Source organism: Streptomyces sp. WAC05292 (genome assembly GCF_003949955.1).
GTDB classification, from domain to species: domain Bacteria; phylum Actinomycetota; class Actinomycetes; order Streptomycetales; family Streptomycetaceae; genus Streptomyces; species Streptomyces globosus.
In genome coordinates this window covers 1-18,296 of the sequence record NZ_RPSE01000094.1, presented here as the reverse complement: position 1 = coordinate 18,296, position 18,296 = coordinate 1, and the positions used below count along the sequence as shown (strand labels likewise).

The following is an 18,296-nucleotide window of genomic DNA, read 5'->3' as shown; positions in this document are numbered from 1 at the left end:
GCCGGGGCGGGTGCACCACGCGGGGCCGGTCGCCGGGCGCGGGGTGCTGTCGCTCACGCTGCCGGGCGGCCTGCGCACCACGTACGAGCCGGTGCGGCCGCTCGTCGCGGAGGGCGAGGCCGTCACGGCCGGGCAGGTGGTCGCCGTCCTCGCGGAGGGCGGCCACTGCGGGCCCCGGACCTGCCTGCACTGGGGCCTCCTCGCCGGCGAGGAGTACCTCGACCCGCTGGCCCTGCTCCCGCGGCCGGCGCCGCGGTTGCTGCCCGCCGAGGGGGCGGCGCTCAGCCCCGGACGCCCCGCAGGGCCACTGCGACGGCCGTCTCGGTCACCACGGCCGGGTCCTCGGCCGCGCCCAGCTCGATGCGGCGCACCGCCGCGTCGACGACGCCCTGGAGCAGCATCGCCGCCAGCTTCGGCTCCTCCTGGCCCAGCGCGGCCAGCGCCTCCACGATCATCGCGACGAGCCCGCCGTGCGCGGCGCGGATCTTCTCCCGGGCGCCCGCGTCCAGCTCGCTCGCCGAGATCGCCACCACGGCCCGGTGGCGCCGGTCGCCGACGAGGCCGAGCTGGCTGCGCACGTAGGCCTCGATCTTCGCCTCGGGCGTGGCGGCCTGCTCCATGGCCGACTCGATCTCCGCGGCCCAGACGGGGAAGTCCACCGCGCACAGCTCCTCGACGACGGCGGCGCGGGAGCGGAAGTACTCGTAGACGGAGGACCGGGCCAGGCCGGTCCGCTCCGCCAGGGCGGGGAAGGTCAGGGCCTCGGTCCCGCCTTCGGACAGCAGGGAGCGCGCCGCGTCCAACAGGGCGCCGCGCTGCATCGACCGGTGCTCGGCCACGGAGGCCGCTCGAATCCTGGGCACCCGTCCACTGTACGGAGGTACCGGCGGGTCAGCGCCCCACATCGGCCAGCTTTGCGCGCAGTTGCAGCACCGACTTGGTGTGGATCTGGCTGACGCGGCTCTCGGTGACGCCGAGGACGTTGCCGATCTCGGCCAGGGTCAGGCCCTCGTAGTAGTAGAGCGTCACCACCGTCTTCTCCCGCTCGGGCAGGGTGTTGATGGCGCGGGCCAGCAGCCTGCGCAGCTCGCGGTCCTCGGCCACCTCCACGGGGTCGTCGGCGGCGGTGTCCTCCAGGGTGTCCATCAGGGAGAGGCGGTCGCCGCCCTCCCCGCCGACGTGCAGCAGCTCCTCCAGGGCGACCACGTTCGCCAGCGACAACTGGCTGAACACCGTGTGGAGTTCCTCCACGGCGATGCCCATCTCGGCGGCGACCTCGTGCTCCGTGGGGGTGCGGCGCAGCTGCGCCTCCAGCGTGGCGTACGCCCGCTCGACGGCCCGCGCCTTCTGCCGCACGGAGCGCGGGATCCAGTCGAGCGCCCGCAGCTCGTCGATCATGGCGCCGCGGATGCGGGTGATGGCGTACGTCTCGAACTTGATGGAGCGGTCGAGGTCGAACTTCTCGATGGCGTCGATCAGCCCGAAGACTCCGGAGGAGACGAAGTCGGCCTGCTCCACGTTGGGCGGAAGGCCCACGCTGACCCGGCCGGCGACGTACTTGACGAGGGGCGAGTAGTGGAGGATCAGCTGCTCCCGCAGCCGTTCGTCACCCGATGCCTTGTACGAGCGCCACAGCGCCTCCAGGGACGAGGGCGCGGTGGGCCGCACGCTGCCGCGGGCAGCGGTGGGCACAGCAGCGCGGTCGGACCGTGAGGTGTGCTGGGGCATGCTTCGCCTTTGCCGGAGCCGGATTCCTTGTGAGCGTAGCGTGACGGAGTAGTCGCGGTGCGCGAAGAGTACGGGATCGTATGAGGCCCCGGAGGCGTCCCGGATCGCACGGGTGGCCCGGGACCGGCGCGGGGCGCCCGGTCCCGGCGGCTGCCGGCGGAAAGACCGCGGTATTCATCGGCTTCACTCTTTCACCGGAACGCCCCAGGTCACCGACCGCCTCGCCGTTCGCCACCGGTTCGTGTGCCTTCCCGGCGTGTCCTCTTGGCCAACCGCCAGGCGTCGCCCAGCCGTTCGACGAACCCCAGAGAGTGAAGTTCGTACAGTCTGCCGATGACTTCATCGGTGCCGGCTCCCGCGGCGAGGGCGATGTCGCCGGCCTGCACCGGACCCGAGGCAGGGAGGGCGTCCAGCACCCGGGCGGTGTCCGGGTCCAGCAGGTCGCGGGCGAGGACCGGCCCGCGCCGCTCGGGCGCCAGCTCCCCCATTCCTCCGACGAGTTCGACGACCTCGGCCGCGTCGGTGACGAGCACCGCCTCCCCGCGCAGCAGCTCGTGCACCCCGGCTGACAGCCCGCTGGTGGCGGGCCCGGGGACGCCCATGGTGAACCGGCCCAGCTCGCGGGCCCGGCGGGCGGTGACCAGCGAGCCGCTGCGGTAGGCCGCCTCGACGACGACGGTGCCGCGGGTCAGGGCGGCGATGACCCGGTTGCGCTGCACGAACCGGGCCGGCGTCGGATGGCTGCCGGGCGGCAGCTCGCCCAGCACCAGGCCCTGCCCCGCGATGGCGCCGAGCAGCCCGGCGTGGCCCCGCGGGTAGGCGGTGTCCACCCCGCAGGCCAGCACCGCGGCCGTCGCCCCGCCGGCCCCGAGCGCACCGCGGTGCGCGGCGCCGTCGATCCCGTACGCGGCGCCCGACACCACGACCCAGCCGCGCTCGGCGAGCCCGGCGGCCAGGGTGTGCGCCATGTGCGCCCCGTACGGGGTGCAGGCCCGCGCCCCGACGAGGGCGACGGAACGCAGCGCCCAGGTCCGCAGGTCGGGGGTGCCCCGCACCCACAGGCCGACGGGTCTGGCGTCGCCGAGGTCGTCGAGCTGGGTGGGCCACTGCGGGGTGCCGGGGAAGAGGAACCGGCAGCGCTGCTCCGCCGCCCGGTCCAGGTCGGCGCCGGGATCGGCCCCGGCGGCCCGCAGCCGGTATCCGGCGACCCGCTGCCGCCCTGCCCCGGCCAGCTCGGGGGGCTCGGGGTCGGCCCCCGTGAGGAGCCGCATCAGCCCGACGGCCCCGTACTCGCGCAGCCACCGCCCCCCGTGCACGTCCCCCGGCTCCAGCACCCGCGTCAACGCGACCCGCGCAAGCAGCTCCTCACCGCGCCCGACGGGGCCGCCTTCCGCCTCGGCCGGGCTCCGCCCCTCCGCCCCCCACAACAGCCGGAAACCAGACCCACCCGCCGGCCCGGAACCGGGCAGCGGCCCGGGCTCGGAACCACCCGGCGGCCCAGAGCCCGGCACCAGCCCGGAACCAGACTCGGACGGCGACCCGGAATCCGGCGGCAGCCCGGGACCAGACCCACCCGGCGGCCCAGAGCCAGGCAGCGGCCCCGGGGCGCAACCATGCGGCGCCCCGGAGCCCGGCGGCAGCCCGGGACCAGACCCACCCGGCGGCCCAGAACCGGGCAGCGGCCCGGGATCGGAACCATGCGGCGGCCCGCAACCCGGCAGCAGCCCGGGATCGAACCCGCCCGGCGGCCCAGAACCGGGCAGCGGCCCGGGATCGGAACCATGCGCCGGCCCGCAACCCGGCAGCAGCCCGGGATCGAACCCGCCCGGCGGCCCAGAACCCGGCAGCGGCCCGGAACCAGACCCCTCCAGCGGCCCCGCGTCCTGCGGCGGCCCGGATCCAGACTCGGGCGACGGCCCAGAACCCGGCGGCAGCCCGGTGCCGGAACCACCCGGCGGCCCAGAACCGGGCAGCGGCCCGCGGTCGGAACCATGCGGCGGCCCGGAACCCGGCGGCAGCCCGGGATCGAACCCGCCCGGCGGCCCGGAACCCGGCGGCAACCCGGAATGGGAGCCACCCGGCGGCCCGGACCCTGGCACCAGCCCGGAACCAGACCCCTCCAGCGGCCCCGCGTCCTGCGGCGGCCCGGAACCAGACTCGGGCGGCGGCCCGGAACCCGGCGGCAGCCCGGGATCGGACCCACCCGGCGGCCCGGACCCCGGCACCAGCCCGGAACCAGACCCCTCCAGCGGCCCGGAGTCCTGCGGCGGACCGGGGTCGGAGCCATGCGGCGGGCCGGAATCCGGCGGCACCCCCGGCCCGGATCCACCCGGCGGCCCGGAATCCGGCAGCGGCCCCCGGCCGCCGGGCGCCGTCACGGCGCGGCTCCCGCCGCGAGGGCGGCGCCGCGGGCCACGCCGGTGCGGAGTTCCAGGGCGACGGCCACGTCCAGGGCGTCCGGGCGGTCGTTGCCCCGCAGGTCGGCCACGGTCCATGCGACCCGCAGCACCCGGTCGAGCCCTCGGGCGGTGAGGAGGCCGCGCTCCAGATCCCGCTCGGCCTGGGCGAGCGCCCCGGGGGCGGCCGGCCAGCGGGTGCGCAGCTCGTGTCCGGGGACCTCGGCGTTGAGCCGCCACGGCGTCCCGGCGAGCCGGGAGGCGGCGCGGTCCCTGGCCTGGCGGACCCGGGCGGCGACGACGGCCGTCGGCTCGCCGCGGCTGCCGGGCCGCGCCAGGTCGCAGCGGCCCACCGGCTCGATCTCCACCCGCAGGTCCACCCGGTCCAGCAGCGGCCCTGACAGCCGGGCCTGGTAGCGCCGGACCACCGAGGCCGGGCATTCGCAGCCCGCGCCGTACAGCCCGTGCCGCCCGCAGGGGCAGGGGTTGGCCGCGAGGACCAGCAGGAAGCGGGCGGGCAGCCGGACCACCCCGGCGGCCCGGGCGATGACCACCCGCCCCGACTCCAGGGGCTGGCGGAGCGCGTCCAGCGCCTTCGCGCTGAACTCGGCGGCTTCGTCCAGGAAGAGGATTCCGCGGTGTGCCAAGGAGACGGCCCCCGGGCGCGGCACCCCGGCCCCGCCGCCGACGAGGGACTGCATGGTGGCGGAGTGGTGCGGCGCGCAGTACGGGGCGCGGGTGACGAGGGGGTCGCCCGGCGGGAGGATTCCGGCGACCGAGTGGACGGCGGTCACCTCCAGGGAGTCCTGCCGGGAGAGCGGCGGCAGGATGCCCTGCATCCGCTCGGCGAGCATCGTCTTGCCCGCGCCGGGCGGACCGCTCAGGAACAGGTGGTGCCCTCCGGAGGCGGCCACCTCCAGGGCGCGGCGGGCCCCCTGCTGTCCGGCCACGTCGGCCAGGTCCGGCAGGTCGCCCGGGACGCCCTCCGCAGGACGGCCGGACAGCACGCCGGTGCCCGGTCCCGCGCCGGGCACCAGCAGCCCCGAGGGCCCGGGGCCGGGCGGCCCGGCCTCCTCCTCGGGCTCGGAGGCCGCCCCGTCGGCGCCGGTCAGCACAGCGATCAGCCGGCGCAGGCTGCCGACGCCGAGCACCGACACCCCGGGCACCAGCTCCGCCTCGGCGGCGCAGCCCCGGGGGACGACGACGTGGCGGTGGCCGGCCTCCGCGGCGGCGAGCACCGACGGCAGGATGCCGGGCACCGGGCGGACCCGGCCGTCCAGCCCCAGCTCGCCGATCAGGACCAGGTCGGCGATGACCGCCGGGTCGACCACCTCCGCGGCCCCGAGCACCGCTGCCGCGACGGCGAGATCGAAACCCGAGCCGCCTTTGGGGACGGAGGCCGGGCTGAGCCCGACCGTGAGCTTCTTCTGCGGCCAGGCGGCGCCGGAGTTGGCGACCGCGGCCCGGACCCGATCCCGGCTCTCGACCAGGGTCTTGTCGGGCAGCCCCACCAGGGTGAAGGCCGCCACGCCCGGTTCGAGGTCGGCCTGGACCTCCACGACCACGCCCTCGACGCCGACGAGGGCCACCGAGCAGGCTCGCGCGAACCCCATCACGCCACCCCCCTGACGTGCTCCACGACGGGCGCCCCGCGCCGCGGCAGGACGATCCCCACGAGGTCGATCCGCACCCCGCCCGGCGGCGGTCCCCCGTGGTCGGCGAGCCAGCGCCCGGCGAGCCTGCGCAGCCGCTCGGCCTTGCCGGGCCGCACCGCGGCCATCGGGTGCTCGTACGGCCCCGCCCGCCGCGTCTTGACCTCGCACACCACGAGGGCGTCCCCGTCCCGGGCGAGGATGTCGATCTCCCCCGCCCGGCACCGCCAGTTCCGCTCGATGACGGTCATGCCGGCCTCCGCCAGCCGCCGCACGGCGAGCTCCTCGCCGTACCGCCCCATCGCCTGCCGCGCCACGCCCTTCGCGTCCATCGCGCACCACCTCCACCGCCACGGTCCCGCGGACCGCCGAAGCGATTGGATCTTGGTGGACGGAGAGGCCGTTGTGGACGACGCCTTCACCCGTCAGGGGGACGGGAGCGCCGCCGGAGGGCGCGGCAGGGCCTCCTCGGTCAGCTGCCGGGCAGTTCGAGGTCGCTCTTGTTGAGCTCCTCGATGTTCACGTCCTTGAAGGTCAGCACGCGCACCTGCTTGACGAAGCGGGCCGGCCGGTACATGTCCCACACCCAGGCGTCGGCCATCGTCACCTCGAAGAACACCTCGCCCTGGACGGAGTGCACCTGCATCTCGTAGTCGTTCGTCAGGTAGAAGCGGCGTTCCGTCTCGATCACGTACTTGAACAGCCCGACGACGTCGCGGTACTCGCGATAGAGCTTCAGCTCCATCTCGGTCTCGTACTTCTCGAGGTCCTCGGCGCTCATGGCATGTTCCCCTTCAGCCGTGCGTCCCCCCATTGTGCGGCAGTCACGCGTGCGGCCGGTCGATTTCCGTCGCGAGCACCACCGGCGCGCCCGGCGGCCCCTCGGCCAGCAGGGTCGCCAGCAGCTCGGCGAGCCGCCGGGGGTAGACGGTCTCGCGGGTCGTGAGGAGCTCGTCCACGGTCCACCACCTGGCCCCGGTGACGCTGCGCCGCTCCAGTTCGGTGAGGCCCGTCATCTCGGTGCGCGTCTGCCCCGTCCGGGCCAGGAAGTACCACTCGTCCTGCTCCCACAGCCGCCCGTCGAAGGGGAAGGCGCAGTGGCGCCGCCACAGCACCGGCCCGAGCTCGGCCTCGGTGATGCCGGTCTCCTCCGCGAGCTCCCGCAGGGCGGCCTCCTCGCGGGTCTCGGCGCCCTCCAGCCCGCCGCCCGGGGTGAACCACCAGTCGGTCTCCGGCGTCGCGGGCTCGAAGCCGTGCAGCAGCAGGATCCGGTCCGCGGGGTCGAGCAGGACGACCCGGGACACCTTGCGGAAGCCGGCCGCGCCGGCCGGGTCAGCGTGCACCGGCATGCCCCTTGCGCCGGGCGAGCGCCCGCGCCAGCGGCCCGTACGCGCAGCCCAGCAGCACCAGGGCGGCCCCGGCCGCGGCCGCGGCCAGCTGGATCCGCAGCGGCCCGGGCCGGGACGTTCCGCCGGGCAGGTCCGCGTACGCCGCCGGCCGGCCGACCATGGTCACGGAGGGCCAGGCGAGGGCGTCGACGCGGCCCCGCACCGCGGAGCGCGGCACGGTCCCCTGCCCGGCCTCCTGGAGGTGGGCCCGCGAGTCGAGGGAGGCGGAGCGGCGGTCGCCGAGGAGGAAGAGGTTCCCCTCGGGGACGGTCACCTCGAAGGGGGTCTGCGACGCGGGCCGCAGACCGCCGGCGGCCGCGGCGGGGTCGCCGAGGTCGGCGTACGGCTCGTCCAGCTCGCGGCCGTTGAGCGTGAGCCCGCCGCCCGCGCCGCAGCACTTCACGGTGTCGCCGCCGACGCCGACGACCCGCTTGACCATGGGCGAGTCGGCCCACCGGGTGTCCGTGAAGACGACCACGTCGCCGCGGCGCACCTCGGTGCCGTCGATCCGCTGGGCGAGGACCCGGTCGCCCGGCCTGACGGTCGGCACCATCGAGTCGGTCGGCACGGTGAAGGGCTGGTAGACCACGGCCCCCCACACGAAGCCGCCCAGGAACAGCACGAAGCCGACGGCCACGGCGATGCCGGACAGGACGCTGCCGGCACCGCGGCTGCCGCCTCCGGCCCCGCGTGCTCCCGGCGTCCCGCTCTCCCGCGTCCTGCTGCTCTGCGTCCTGCTGTCCTGCGTTCCGCCCATGGCTGCGCCCCCTGTCCGGGATGGACCACCCTGGGCGGCACCCTACCTGCCGGTAGGACCGCCGGTCAGCCTCCTCCGGCGCCACAGGACGAGGGGGACGGCTCCGGCCAGGCCGAGCGCGGCCGGGGCGGCGCTCAGCGCCTTGGCCGGGGCCTGGTTGCCGATGCCCGGCTGGTCGAAGGTGTCCGGCACCGGCAGGGTCGACCAGCGGGTGACCGGCCACGCGACGACCACGGCGCGCCCGACGACCTTGTCGACGGGGACGAAGCCCTGGGTGGAGTCCTGCATGTGGTAGCGGGAGTCCTGGCTGTTCTGGCGGTGGTCGCCCATCACCCAGATCTTGCCCTCGGGCACCTTGAGCGGCCCGAACGGCGCGTCGTCGCAGGGGGTGTTGCCGGGGAAGATGTACGGCTCGTCGAGCGGCTTGCCGTTGACGACGACCGGGCCGCCCTTCTTGCACTCGACCGTGTCCCCGCCGATGGCGATGGTCCGCTTGATCAGGTCCTTCTCGTCGGCCGACGGCATCAGGCCGATCTTGCTGAGGATCTGCTGGGCGAGGTTGGGCTCCGGGGTGGGCTCCCCGGCGAGCCAGTTCGCCGGGTCGTGGAAGACCACGACCTCACCGCGCTCGGGCTCCGAGCCGAACCACGGGGTCAGCTTGTCCACCAGGACGCGGTCGCCGCGCTGGAGGGTGTTCTGCATCGAGTCCGAGGGGATCGAGAACGCCTGCACCAGGAACGTCTTGATCAGCAGGGCGAGCAGCAGGGCGATGCCGATGAGGAGCGGCAGCTCCTTCCAGAACGAACGCTGCGGCTGCGCCTCGGCGTCGTCCTCCGCCTCGTCCCCGGCCGCGCCACCGGCAATGTGCTCGGCATCGGCCGGGCGCTCCTCGCCGTCGTCGCGTCCGGACCGTGCGCCTACCGCCACGTCCCCCACATCCACTCCTCACTCGGAAATGCCGCCCGGCCGGTTCGGCACGGGTCCTCCCCTCCCTTAACGAGCGGGAGTTCCCTAAGGCGCGGGAGACCGAGGACACACTATGCGACGGGCGTGCCCGAGCGGCGCCCGCTGCGGCCGCGTCGCCCGCTCCGCTGCCGGTCCGGAACGGTGAGGAAGGCGGCGGGCTGTTCCAGCTTCCGCCAGTGGTCGAACGGCCATGCGATGACGACGGCTTCGCCGACGACGCCCTCCTCCGAGATGGTGCCCTGGAAGGCCTCGTCGAGGTGGAAGCGGGAATCGGCCGAATTCGAGCGGTGGTCGCCCATGACGAAGAGCCGGCCCGGCGGCACGGCGACTTCGAACCTGATGTCGGAGGGGGAGTTCCCGGGCTTCACGTACGGCTCGTCCAGCGGCGCGCCGTTGACGGTGACGCGTCCCTTGGCGTCGCAGCAGGCGACGGTGTCGCCGCCGACCCCGATGACGCGCTTGATGAGGTCCTGTTCGTCGGCCGAGGGCAGCAGGCCGATGAAGGTCAGCGCCTGCTTGACCTGCTTCACGCCGACGGGGTCGCGCGGCGGGCGCGCCGCCTCGCCCTTGAGCCAGCCGCCCGGATCCTTGAACACGACGACGTCGCCGCGCTCGATCGGGGAGCCGAACCAGGGGGTCAGCTTGTCGACGAGGACCCGGTCGCCGATCCGGATGGTCTCCTCCATGGAGCCCGAGGGGATGAAGAAGGCCTGCACCAGGAACGTCTTGAGCAGCAGGGCGATGCACAGCGCGGCGACGACGAGCAGCGGGAGCTCGCCGGCGCGCCGGGCGGGGGGATGGTGCCGGTGGAGAAGGTCATCGGGCGGGCCCGGGCTGCGGTGCGGTGCGGCCCCAGCGCGAGGGCGGCCAGCCGATCCAGTCGGCCCGCCCGATGACCTTCTCCACCGGCACCATCCCCCCGCCCGGCGCGCCGAGGTGGTCCCGGGAGTCCCGGGACTGCGACCGGTGGTCGCCCATCACCCAGAGGTGGTCCAGCGGGACGACGATCCGGAAGGGCACCTTCGAGGGAGCGTCGCCCGGGTACAGGTACGGCTCCGCCAGCGGCACCCCGTTCACCGCGAGGCGGCCCCGGGCGTCGCAGCAGACGACGTCGTCCCCGCCGACGCCGACGACCCGCTTGACGAAGTCGGTGTCGGACGGGCCGCCGATGCCCAGGGCGGAGGCCGCCCCGCCGACCAGCCCGGCCAGCGGCCCCGGCGCCCCGTCCGGTTCCGGCACGAAGGAGCCGGTGCCGTCGAAGACGACCACGTCGCCGCGGCGCGGCACGTCGCCGAAACGGTACGCCAGCTTGTTCACCAGCAGCCGGTCGCCGACCCGGAGCGTGGGCTCCATGGACCGGCTCGGAATCAGGAAGGGCTGGACGACGAAGCCGGCGAGCAGCAGCAGGAAGACGGTGCAGGCCACTCCGAGCAGGGCGGCCCCGCGCAGCGGGGACAGCCGCCGCCACCCGTCCGGCGCGAGGAACCGGGCAAAAGCAGAACGCGGCCGCCCCTCCCCCGCACCGGGGGAGGAGTGGCCGCGTTCGGTGAGCTCTGCTTCGGTGTCCATCGGGGGGAGCCTATCCGGCCGCCCCGTGGATCCGGAGAGGAGATCAGCGGTCGCGCTTCTCCTTGATCTTCGCGGCCTTGCCGCGGAGCTCACGGAGGTAGTACAGCTTGGCGCGGCGGACGTCACCACGGGTGACCAGCTCGATCTTCTCGAAGATCGGGGAGTTCACCGGGAAGGTGCGCTCGACACCGACGCTGAAGGAGACCTTGCGAACGGTGAAGGTCTCGGAGACGCCGGAGCCCTGGCGGCGGATGACGACGCCCTTGAACTGCTGGATACGGGAGCGGTTGCCCTCGATGACGCGGACGTGCACGTTGACGGTGTCACCCGGGCGGAAGGCCGGGACGTCCGAGCGCAGGGAGGCGGCGTTCACGCCGTCGAGCAGGTGAGACATGTTCTTCGTCTGCTTTCTTCGCACGACGCCACAGGTCGCCGATGCGGGTGTTCGGGGAGAATTCCGTAGCCGTGCCACCCCTCGTGCGACGGTCCCCCTGTGGCAGGGGCGCACGCGAGCACACAGCAGCCGCTTATTCTTCCACGGCCCGCGGCCTGCGCCAAAATCGGCCGTCCGCCGTCGGCTGCCAGCCCAGGGCCGCCAGCAGCTCCCGGTCCTTCTTGTCGTACGCCGAGGCCTCGCAGCGCTCGATCAGGTCCGGCCGGTTGGCGGCGGTCCGGCGCAGCGCCTCGTCGCGCCGCCAGCGGGCGATCTTCCCGTGGTGGCCGCTGAGCAGCACCTCCGGGATCCCGCGGCCGCGCCACTGCGGCGGCTTGGTGTAGACCGGACCCTCCAGCAGGTTCGCCATCTCGCCCGGCGCGAAGGAGTCGTCCCGGTGGGACTCCGCATTGCCGAGCACGCCGGGCAGCAGGCGGGCGACGGCCTCCGTCACGACCAGGACGGCGGCCTCGCCGCCCGCGAGGACGTAGTCGCCGATGGAGACCTCGTAGACCGGCATGCGCGTGGCGTACTCGTCCATGACGCGCCGGTCGATGCCCTCGTAGCGGGCCGGGGTGAAGATCAGCCAGGGCCGCTCGGAGAGCTCGACGGCGAGCTCCTGCGTGAACGGCCGGCCGCTGGGCGTGGGCACGACGATGACGGGCCCGCGGGCGCCGGCCTCGTAGCCGTCGGCGAGCACCTCGTCGAGGGCCTCGCCCCAGGGGTCGGTCTTCATGACCATGCCGGGGCCGCCGCCGTACGGGGTGTCGTCGACGGTGTTGTGCCGGTCGTGGGTCCAGTCCCGCAGGTCGTGGACGTGCACGCCGAGCTGCCCGCGGGCCCGCGCCTTGCCGACGAGGGACACGTTCAGCGGTTCCAGGTACTCGGGGAAGATCGTGACGACGTCGAGCCGCATCAGTCCCCGTCCTCCTCGTCCCGGGTGGAGGCCACCACGGCACGGTCGTCGATCAGGCCGGGCGGCGGCGTGATGACGCAGCGCTGCTCCTCCAGGTCGATCTCGGCGACGATCTCCTCCACGAAGGGGATCATCACCTCGGAGCCGTCCTCCCGCTCGACGATGAACAGGTCCTGCGACGGCAGGTGGGAGATCTCGGTGATGCGGCCGACCGCGGTGCCGTCCTCCAGGACCACGTCCAGGTCGATGAGCTGGTGGTCGTAGAACTCGTCGGGCTCCTCGGGCAGCTCCGAGGGGTCCACGTCGGCGATGAGCAGTGTGTTGCGTAGCGCCTCGGCGGCGGTGCGGTCCTTCACACCCTCGAACCGCAGCAGCAGGCGCCCGCTGTGCACCCGCCCCGTCTCGACGGTGAGGGGGCCCGCCGAGGCCGGCTCCGTCTGCAGCACGGCGCCGGGCCCGAGCCGCAGCTCCGGCTCGTCCGTCCGCACCTCGACGGTGACCTCACCCTTGATCCCGTGGGCGCGGCCGATCCGCGCGACTACCAGCTGCACTCTTCCTTCTCCTGTCCATACGACGACGGGCCGGGGCGGGCACGAATGCCCTCCCCGGCCCGTGCCGGTGATTCAACTGCTCAGCGGACCTGGTCCACGTCGACGAGGTCGACGCGGATGCCGCGGCCGCCGATGGCGCCCACGACGGTGCGCAGCGCACGTGCGGTGCGGCCGTTGCGGCCGATCACCTTCCCGAGGTCGTCGGGGTGGACCCGGACCTCGAGCACCTGCCCGCGGCGCAGGTTGCGCGAGGCGACCTGCACGTCGTCGGGGTTGTCCACAATGCCCTTTACGAGGTGCTCAAGAGCCTCCTCGAGCATGCTCAGGCCTCGGTCGACTCGGCGGCGGCCTCGGCCTCGTCCGCCTTCTTGTCGGCCTTCTTCGCCTTCTGCGTGATGGCCTCGCCCTTGCCCTCGCCGATGCCCTCGAGGGCCTTGGCGAACTCGTCGAAGGAGCGACGCTTGTCTTCCTTCGTCTGCGGCTGCAGCAGCGGCGCCGGGGCCGGCAGGCCCTTGTGCTTCTGCCAGTCACCGGTCAGCTTGAGGATGGCGAGCACGGCGTCGGTGGGCTGGGCGCCGACCGAGAGCCAGTACTGGGCGCGCTCGGCGTTGACCTCGATGCGCGACGGGTTGTACGTCGGCTGGTAGATGCCGATCTCCTCGATCGCGCGGCCGTCCCGGCGGGTGCGGGCGTCGGCGACGACGATGCGGTAGTGCGGGGAGCGGATCTTGCCGAGGCGCTTGAGCTTGATCTTGACTGCCACTGGAGTGGTGTCTCCTGAACTTGACGTGGTTGGGCACTTGAGATGCCACGTGGGGTTGCGGTACTCGGGTGCCCGATGGACGCGTCAGCCGGAGGAGAGAGGGGTCCTGTGCGACTGTCGAGTACAGCCATCCATTCTGCCACATGCCGGTGGCGGTCCGTGGCCCGCCCCCGGCGGGCGGTTGCGCCCGCCGCGCGCCGCACCGCGCGGCGCATTCAGGACGCGGCTGCGGCGACCGCGACCTCCGGGATGCGGAACGGCTTCATGCAGCCGCCGCAGACGATCGGGGCCTGTGCCAGCACGGAGGGCACCACCCGCACGTTGCGCCCGCAGTCGCAGACGGCCTTGACCCGGACGCCCCCGCCGGACGAGCCGTGCCGCGCGGCCGGACCGCGGAACGTGCGCTTGGTGTCGGCCGTCGTGGCCGCCGTGTGCGCCTTCAGGGCGCGCTGGAGGCGCTCGATGGTCGGGCGGTAGCGGCGCTTGGCCTCCGCGTTCAGCGTGACCAGCGAGAAGCCGCTGCTCGGATGCGGCTCGTCGGAATGGTCCAGCCCCATCTCCTCGGCGATCGCGAGGAATCTGCGGTTGTGGTAGCGGCCGGCCCGGGAGGTGTCGCGCACTCCGCGGGCGGCGGCGATGCCGTGGACTGCCTCGTGCAGCAGTCGCTCGAAGGAGAGCTCCGCGCCGCAGGCGGACGAGGACTCTCCGATCAGGGACTCGGGCGCGGCAAGGTCCGGCAGCTCGGGGTGGTGCCGCTGAATGTCGGCCCACGCCTGCGCCAGCTCTGCGGCGAGAACAGGTGGTGTCGTGCTCACGTCGTGACAACGAGCCGAAGGCCCCCGGTGTTCCGATTCCGGGCCATTCCAAATTTTTTGCACGTACCCGTCAGTTGTGCCTGATGCGCGACGACGAGGACGGGTGCGTCGATCCCAGGAGGAGTCGGTACACAACGCCGACGGCAAAACATCAGCCCCGGCGCGCGGCGGTCGGCCGCACGCCGGGGCGCGATGGCGGGAGCGCGGGCGTCAGTACGAGCGCGCGACGACGGCGAGCGTACCCGGGGCGTCGTCCGACTCGGGCACCGACCCGTCCTCGGCGATCAGGCAGCGCACGGTGACGGCCTGCTCGCCCAGCTTGGCCTCGCCCTCGGGGCCGAGGTCGGCCCAAGGGATCCGCGCCCAGCCGCCGGCGGCCGCGGCCTCGGCGGCCTCCTCCAGCGTGGAGACGTCGCTGGTGCGGGCCTCGCGGCGCTCGCGGGACTCGCGCAGCAGCTGCGCCTGGTCCTCGTCCAGCACCTTGGGCAGCAGGTCGGCGAGGGCGTCGATCTGCACCGGCTCCTTGCCGCCGGGGATCCGGCGGGCCAGCATCGCGGTGCCGGCCTCCAGGTCGCGCGGGCCGATCTCGACGCGGACCGGAACGCCCTTGAGCTCCCAGTCCACCGCGCGGCGGCCGAAGGGGATGTCGACGCGGTCGTCCACGTGGACGCGGATGCCGGCGGCCTTCAGGCGGTCGCCGAGCTCGCGGACCTTCGCCACGGCCTCGTCGCCCTTGATCGCCATGACCACGACCTGGACGTGCGCCAGCCGCGGCGGCACGCGCAGGCCGTTGTCGTCGCCGTGGGACATGATCAGGCCGCCGACCATGCGGGTGGAGACGCCCCAGGAGGTCTGCCAGACGAACTCCTGCTTGCTGTCCTTGGACAGGTACTGGGTGTGGAAGGCCTTGGCGAAGTTCTGGCCGAGCTCGTGGCTCGTGCCCATCTGGAGGGCCTTGCCGTCGCCCATCATGCCCTCCAGCGTGAGGGTGTTGATGGCGCCGGCGAAGCGCTCCTTCGGCGTCTTGCGGCCGAGCACGACGTCGATGCCGAGCACGTTGACCATGAAGTCGCCGTACACGTCGCGGTGGATCCGGGCCGCGTAGTCGCGCGCGTCCTCGTACGTGGCGTGGGCCGTGTGGCCCTCCTGCCAGAGGAACTCGCTCGTCCGGAGGAAGACGCGCGGGCGCATCTCCCAGCGGACCACGTTGGCCCACTGGTTGATCAGCAGCGGCAGGTCGCGGTAGCTCTGGACCCACTTCGAGAAGTAGTCGTTGATGATCGTCTCGGAGGTCGGGCGCACCACGACCGGCTCCTCGAGCTGCTTGCCGCCGCCGTGGGTGACGACCGCGAGCTCGGGGGCGAAGCCCTCGACGTGCTCGGCCTCCCTGGTCAGGTAGGACTGCGGGATGAACATCGGGAAGTAGGCGTTCTGTGCGCCCGCTTCCTTGATGCGCGCGTCCATCTCCTGCTGCATCCGCTCCCACAGCCCGTAGCCGTACGGCCGGATGACCATGGTGCCGCGCACCGGGCCGTTGTCGGCCAGCTCGGCCTTGTTGATCAGATCCTGGTACCAGCGGGGGAAATCCTCCGCCTGGGGGGTGAGAACGGGAGCCTTTGCCATGGCGCGAATGGTACGGCGCCCGGGGGACGATCCGTGAATCGGGTGGCGCACTCCTCTGGACGCGGGGGCGGATGGGGAGTTCCCTGGCATCGGGGGCAAGGGGGCGACAAGGAATCAGGAGCGCTCTTTCGATGACACCTACGCCTACGCCGACACTCGTCGCCCGCGACTGGGCGGAGATCCAGGAACGGATGCTCGTACCGCTGTACGAGACCGTCTACGACCGGCTGGGGGTCGGTCCGGGCGACCGGCTGCTGGGCCTGGACTGCGGGGCCGGGCTGGCCCTGCTGCTGGCCGAGGGCCGGGGCGCCGCCGCGACGGGGGTGGAGGCGGACCCCGAGCGGCGGGCCCTGGCGCGCGAGCGGCTGCTGGACGTACTGCCGGCGGCGCCGGCCTCCGGCGGGCGCCCCTACGACGTGCTGTTCGCCTTCGCGCCCTCCCGGGCGGCGCTCGCCGCGGCCCTGCCGTCGCTGCGCGGCGGCGCCGCGGTGGTCCTGGCGGGCTGGGGGCCCGCCGAGCGGTGCACGGTCCCCTCGGTGCCGGGCGGCGGGCCGGCGCCGCAGGACCTGGAGGCGCTGGTGTCGGCGGCCGGGCTGCGGCCCGAAGGCTCGGGGAGCGTGTTCTGCCCGTTCGGGTACGCGGACGCCGACAGCGCGGTGCGCGGGCTGCTGTCGACGGGGCTGTACGGCTCCGCGGGCGACACCGGGCAGGTGGAGAAGGAGCTCGCGGAGGCCCTTCACCCGTACGAGCGAAGCGACGGCTCGGTCTGGCTGCCGAACATCCTGCGGTACGTGCTGGCCCGGATGCCGTGACGGCGCCCCGCCGGGCCGCCGCGGGCGGTCACGCGGGGGTGCGCGGGATGCCCGCCGCGGCGTAGGCGGCGGCTTCGTCGAGGGTCTCGTTCGCGAGCAGCGCCTCGGCGAGGGCATCGAGTTTCGGCCGGTGCTCGCGCAGGAGGCGGCAGGCCTCCGTGTAGCACTCGTCCACGATCCGCCGCATCTCGGCGTCCACCGCGTCGAGGGTGGCGGGGGCCGCGACCAGGCCGTACGGGCTCTGCCCGTCGGAGGGGACGGCGGTGAGGCGGCCGATGCGCTCGCTCATGCCCCAGCGGCCGACCATGCCGCGGACGAGGGCGGTGACCTGTTCCAGGTCGTTCTCGGAGCCGGTGGTGATCACGTCGTAGACGGTGTGCTCGGCGGCCATGCCGCCGAGTGCCCCGATGATCCGCCCGCGCAGGTACTCCTCGGTGTAGGCGTACCGGTCGGCCTCCGGGGTGGAGAGGGTGACGCCGAGCGCCCGGCCGCGGGGCACGATCGTGATCTTGCGTACGGGGTCCGCGCCCGGGTGGAGCATGCCGAGCAGGGCGTGGCCGCTCTCGTGGTAGGCGGTGCGCCGGCGCTCCTCCGGGGGCATGACGAGCGGGCGCTCCGCACCGAGCTGGACCTTCTCCAGCGCTTCGGAGAGGTCGCCCCGCGTGACCCGGTCGCGCCCCCGCTTCACGGCGATGAGGGCGGCCTCGTTGGCGAGGTTGGCGAGTTCGGCGCCGGTCATGCCGGGCGTGGTGGCGGCCGTCTGCGCGAGGTCGACGTCCGGGTCGAGGGGGATCTCGCGGGTGTGGATGCGCAGGATCGCCTCGCGGCCGCTCTTGTCGGGCGGGGAGACCGTGACGGTGCGGTCGAAGCGGCCGGGGCGGGTGAGGGCGGGGTCGAGGACGTCCGCGCGGTTGGTGGCGGCGATCACGACCACGCCCTCGGAGCCGGAGAACCCGTCCATTTCGGTCAGGATCTGGTTGAGGGTCTGCTCGCGTTCGTCGTGGCCGCCGATGCCGCCGCCGGCGCCGCGGGCCCGGCCGATGGTGTCGATCTCGTCGATGAAGATGATCGCCGGGGCCACCTTGCGGGCCTCGGTGAACAGCTCGCGGACCCGTGAGGCGCCGACGCCGACGATCATCTCGATGAACTCGGAGGCGGACGCCGAGAAGAACGGCACGCCCGCCTCGCCGGCGACCGCCCGGGCGAGCAGCGTCTTGCCGGTGCCGGGCAGGCCCGCGAGCAGGACGCCGCCGGGCATCCGGGCGCCCATCGCGCGGTACCGCTGCGGGTTCTTGAGGAAGTCGACGACGTCGTGGAGCTCGCCCTGGACCTCGTCGATGCCGGCGACGTCCTCGAAGGTGGTGCGCTTGCCGCCCTCCTGGAGCTCCACCGGCCGGGGCGGGGTTTTGCGGCCGAGGCCGCCCAGGCCGCCGCCGAGCGCCGACCCCATCCGGCGGGCGAGGAGCACCCACAGCAGGACGAGCAGCAGCATCGGGGCGAGCGAGAGCAGGACGTTGGCCAGGAGGCTGCGCTGGACGACCACCGGGGAGGCGGTGACGGTGGTGTTCTGCTTGGTGAGCTCGGCCCACAGGTCGTCCTCGGCGAAGGCGGGGCGCTGGGTGGTGAACTTGGTGTAGTCGCCCTTCTCCCCGTCGGGCAGGGGCCGCTTCGCCTTCAGCTCGCCCTGGATGGCGTCGCCCTTGGCGTAGATCTTGGAGACGTTGCCGGCGGCGACCTGCCTGCTGAACTCGGTGTAGGAGACGGTCGGCTCGTCGCCCTCGTTGAAGAAGGACAGGACGAGGTTGGTGACCAGGAAGACGAGCAGGGCGGCCAGGATCAGCCAGCGCCAACCGCCGGGCATCCTCTTCTTCGGCGGGGAGGGCGGCGCGCCTTCGGAGCGCCAGGGCGTGTCGGCCCGGTCGCGCGG

Annotated in this window: 21 protein-coding genes; 1 reads left to right on the top strand and 20 read right to left on the bottom strand. The window is 73.9% G+C overall.

Going from position 1 to position 18,296, the window contains the following annotated elements:
• The 19 genes from EF903_RS34025 to proS form a co-directional block, all read right to left on the bottom strand.
• Positions 1–190 (bottom strand): hypothetical protein (locus EF903_RS34025; RefSeq protein WP_185902646.1); only part of this gene is annotated, 190 nt, incomplete at its 3' end.
• A 91-nt stretch (positions 191–281) separates the two neighbouring features.
• The gene (locus tag EF903_RS13515; RefSeq protein ID WP_125543465.1) at positions 282–839 is read right to left on the bottom strand and encodes a TetR/AcrR family transcriptional regulator; all 558 of its coding nucleotides are present in this window, start codon (positions 837–839) and stop codon (positions 282–284) included.
• A gap of 52 nt (positions 840–891) precedes the next feature.
• Positions 892–1,728: an RNA polymerase sigma factor WhiG gene (whiG, locus tag EF903_RS13510; RefSeq protein WP_125543463.1), complete on the bottom strand. Its 837-nt coding sequence runs from the start codon at positions 1,726–1,728 to the stop codon at positions 892–894.
• 209 nt (positions 1,729–1,937) lie between these two features.
• A complete protein-coding gene (gene dprA, locus EF903_RS13505; RefSeq protein ID WP_185902647.1) occupies positions 1,938–3,197 on the bottom strand; it encodes a DNA-processing protein DprA in 1,260 nt (419 codons plus the stop codon).
• Positions 3,198–4,102: 905 nt separating this feature from the next.
• A complete protein-coding gene (locus tag EF903_RS13500; protein ID WP_125543462.1) occupies positions 4,103–5,737 on the bottom strand; it encodes a YifB family Mg chelatase-like AAA ATPase in 1,635 nt (544 codons plus the stop codon).
• Entirely contained in the window at positions 5,737–6,108 is a 372-nt protein-coding gene (locus EF903_RS13495) for a YraN family protein (RefSeq protein WP_125543461.1), read from the bottom strand. Before EF903_RS13495 ends, EF903_RS13500 begins: the two co-directional genes overlap by 1 nt.
• Before the next feature lie 140 nt (positions 6,109–6,248).
• Entirely contained in the window at positions 6,249–6,557 is a 309-nt protein-coding gene (locus tag EF903_RS13490; RefSeq protein ID WP_006139554.1) for a DUF2469 domain-containing protein, read from the bottom strand.
• 43 nt (positions 6,558–6,600) lie between these two features.
• The gene (locus tag EF903_RS13485) at positions 6,601–7,125 is read right to left on the bottom strand and encodes an NUDIX hydrolase (protein WP_125543460.1); all 525 of its coding nucleotides are present in this window, start codon (positions 7,123–7,125) and stop codon (positions 6,601–6,603) included.
• Positions 7,109–7,921 (bottom strand): signal peptidase I, encoded by an 813-nt coding sequence (gene lepB, locus EF903_RS13480; RefSeq protein ID WP_125543459.1) that lies wholly within the window; start codon positions 7,919–7,921, stop codon positions 7,109–7,111. Before lepB (EF903_RS13480) ends, EF903_RS13485 begins: the two co-directional genes overlap by 17 nt.
• Before the next feature lie 42 nt (positions 7,922–7,963).
• A complete protein-coding gene (gene lepB / locus EF903_RS13475; protein ID WP_125543458.1) occupies positions 7,964–8,848 on the bottom strand; it encodes a signal peptidase I in 885 nt (294 codons plus the stop codon).
• Positions 8,849–8,958: 110 nt separating this feature from the next.
• Complete coding sequence (lepB, locus tag EF903_RS13470) at positions 8,959–9,603, bottom strand: signal peptidase I (RefSeq protein ID WP_399420771.1); 645 nt, start codon at positions 9,601–9,603, stop codon at positions 8,959–8,961.
• Between the two features lie 100 nt (positions 9,604–9,703).
• Positions 9,704–10,456, bottom strand: a complete 753-nt coding sequence (gene lepB / locus EF903_RS13465; protein WP_125543457.1) for a signal peptidase I — start codon at positions 10,454–10,456, stop codon at positions 9,704–9,706.
• Between the two features lie 43 nt (positions 10,457–10,499).
• Positions 10,500–10,850, bottom strand: a complete 351-nt coding sequence (gene rplS, locus EF903_RS13460; RefSeq protein WP_114054377.1) for a 50S ribosomal protein L19 — start codon at positions 10,848–10,850, stop codon at positions 10,500–10,502.
• A 133-nt stretch (positions 10,851–10,983) separates the two neighbouring features.
• A complete protein-coding gene (gene trmD / locus EF903_RS13455; RefSeq protein WP_125543456.1) occupies positions 10,984–11,805 on the bottom strand; it encodes a tRNA (guanosine(37)-N1)-methyltransferase TrmD in 822 nt (273 codons plus the stop codon).
• On the bottom strand, positions 11,805–12,356 hold the full coding sequence (rimM, locus tag EF903_RS13450; RefSeq protein ID WP_125543455.1) for a ribosome maturation factor RimM: 552 nt from the start codon (positions 12,354–12,356) through the stop codon (positions 11,805–11,807). Before rimM ends, trmD begins: the two co-directional genes overlap by 1 nt.
• Before the next feature lie 80 nt (positions 12,357–12,436).
• A complete protein-coding gene (locus EF903_RS13445; protein ID WP_007266827.1) occupies positions 12,437–12,676 on the bottom strand; it encodes an RNA-binding protein in 240 nt (79 codons plus the stop codon).
• A gap of 2 nt (positions 12,677–12,678) precedes the next feature.
• Entirely contained in the window at positions 12,679–13,119 is a 441-nt protein-coding gene (rpsP, locus tag EF903_RS13440) for a 30S ribosomal protein S16 (protein WP_125543454.1), read from the bottom strand.
• Between the two features lie 215 nt (positions 13,120–13,334).
• Positions 13,335–13,934, bottom strand: coding sequence for a hypothetical protein (locus EF903_RS13435; RefSeq protein ID WP_125543453.1), 600 nt, complete (start codon positions 13,932–13,934; stop codon positions 13,335–13,337).
• Between the two features lie 210 nt (positions 13,935–14,144).
• On the bottom strand, positions 14,145–15,557 hold the full coding sequence (gene proS / locus EF903_RS13430) for a proline--tRNA ligase (RefSeq protein WP_125543452.1): 1,413 nt from the start codon (positions 15,555–15,557) through the stop codon (positions 14,145–14,147).
• Between the two features lie 131 nt (positions 15,558–15,688).
• Between proS and EF903_RS13425 the strand changes: the two genes are divergently transcribed.
• The gene (locus EF903_RS13425) at positions 15,689–16,369 is read left to right on the top strand and encodes a cyclopropane-fatty-acyl-phospholipid synthase family protein (RefSeq protein WP_125543451.1); all 681 of its coding nucleotides are present in this window, start codon (positions 15,689–15,691) and stop codon (positions 16,367–16,369) included.
• Positions 16,370–16,397: 28 nt separating this feature from the next.
• Here EF903_RS13425 and ftsH read toward each other — a convergent pair.
• Positions 16,398–18,296 (bottom strand): ATP-dependent zinc metalloprotease FtsH (gene ftsH, locus EF903_RS13420; protein ID WP_148142517.1); only part of this gene is annotated, 1,899 nt, incomplete at its 5' end.

Coding starts and splice junctions, on each gene's coding strand:
- whiG (WP_125543463.1), bottom strand. CDS start 1,728: ATGCCCCAGCACACCTCACGGTCCGACCGCGCTGCTGTGCCCACCGCT.
- EF903_RS13500 (WP_125543462.1), bottom strand. CDS start 5,737: ATGGGGTTCGCGCGAGCCTGCTCGGTGGCCCTCGTCGGCGTCGAGGGC.
- EF903_RS13495 (WP_125543461.1), bottom strand. CDS start 6,108: ATGGACGCGAAGGGCGTGGCGCGGCAGGCGATGGGGCGGTACGGCGAG.
- EF903_RS13490 (WP_006139554.1), bottom strand. CDS start 6,557: ATGAGCGCCGAGGACCTCGAGAAGTACGAGACCGAGATGGAGCTGAAG.
- EF903_RS13485 (WP_125543460.1), bottom strand. CDS start 7,125: ATGCCGGTGCACGCTGACCCGGCCGGCGCGGCCGGCTTCCGCAAGGTG.
- lepB (WP_125543459.1), bottom strand. CDS start 7,921: ATGGGCGGAACGCAGGACAGCAGGACGCAGAGCAGCAGGACGCGGGAG.
- lepB (WP_125543457.1), bottom strand. CDS start 10,456: ATGGACACCGAAGCAGAGCTCACCGAACGCGGCCACTCCTCCCCCGGT.
- rplS (WP_114054377.1), bottom strand. CDS start 10,850: ATGTCTCACCTGCTCGACGGCGTGAACGCCGCCTCCCTGCGCTCGGAC.
- trmD (WP_125543456.1), bottom strand. CDS start 11,805: ATGCGGCTCGACGTCGTCACGATCTTCCCCGAGTACCTGGAACCGCTG.
- EF903_RS13445 (WP_007266827.1), bottom strand. CDS start 12,676: ATGCTCGAGGAGGCTCTTGAGCACCTCGTAAAGGGCATTGTGGACAAC.
- proS (WP_125543452.1), bottom strand. CDS start 15,557: ATGGCAAAGGCTCCCGTTCTCACCCCCCAGGCGGAGGATTTCCCCCGC.
- EF903_RS13425 (WP_125543451.1), top strand. CDS start 15,689: ATGACACCTACGCCTACGCCGACACTCGTCGCCCGCGACTGGGCGGAG.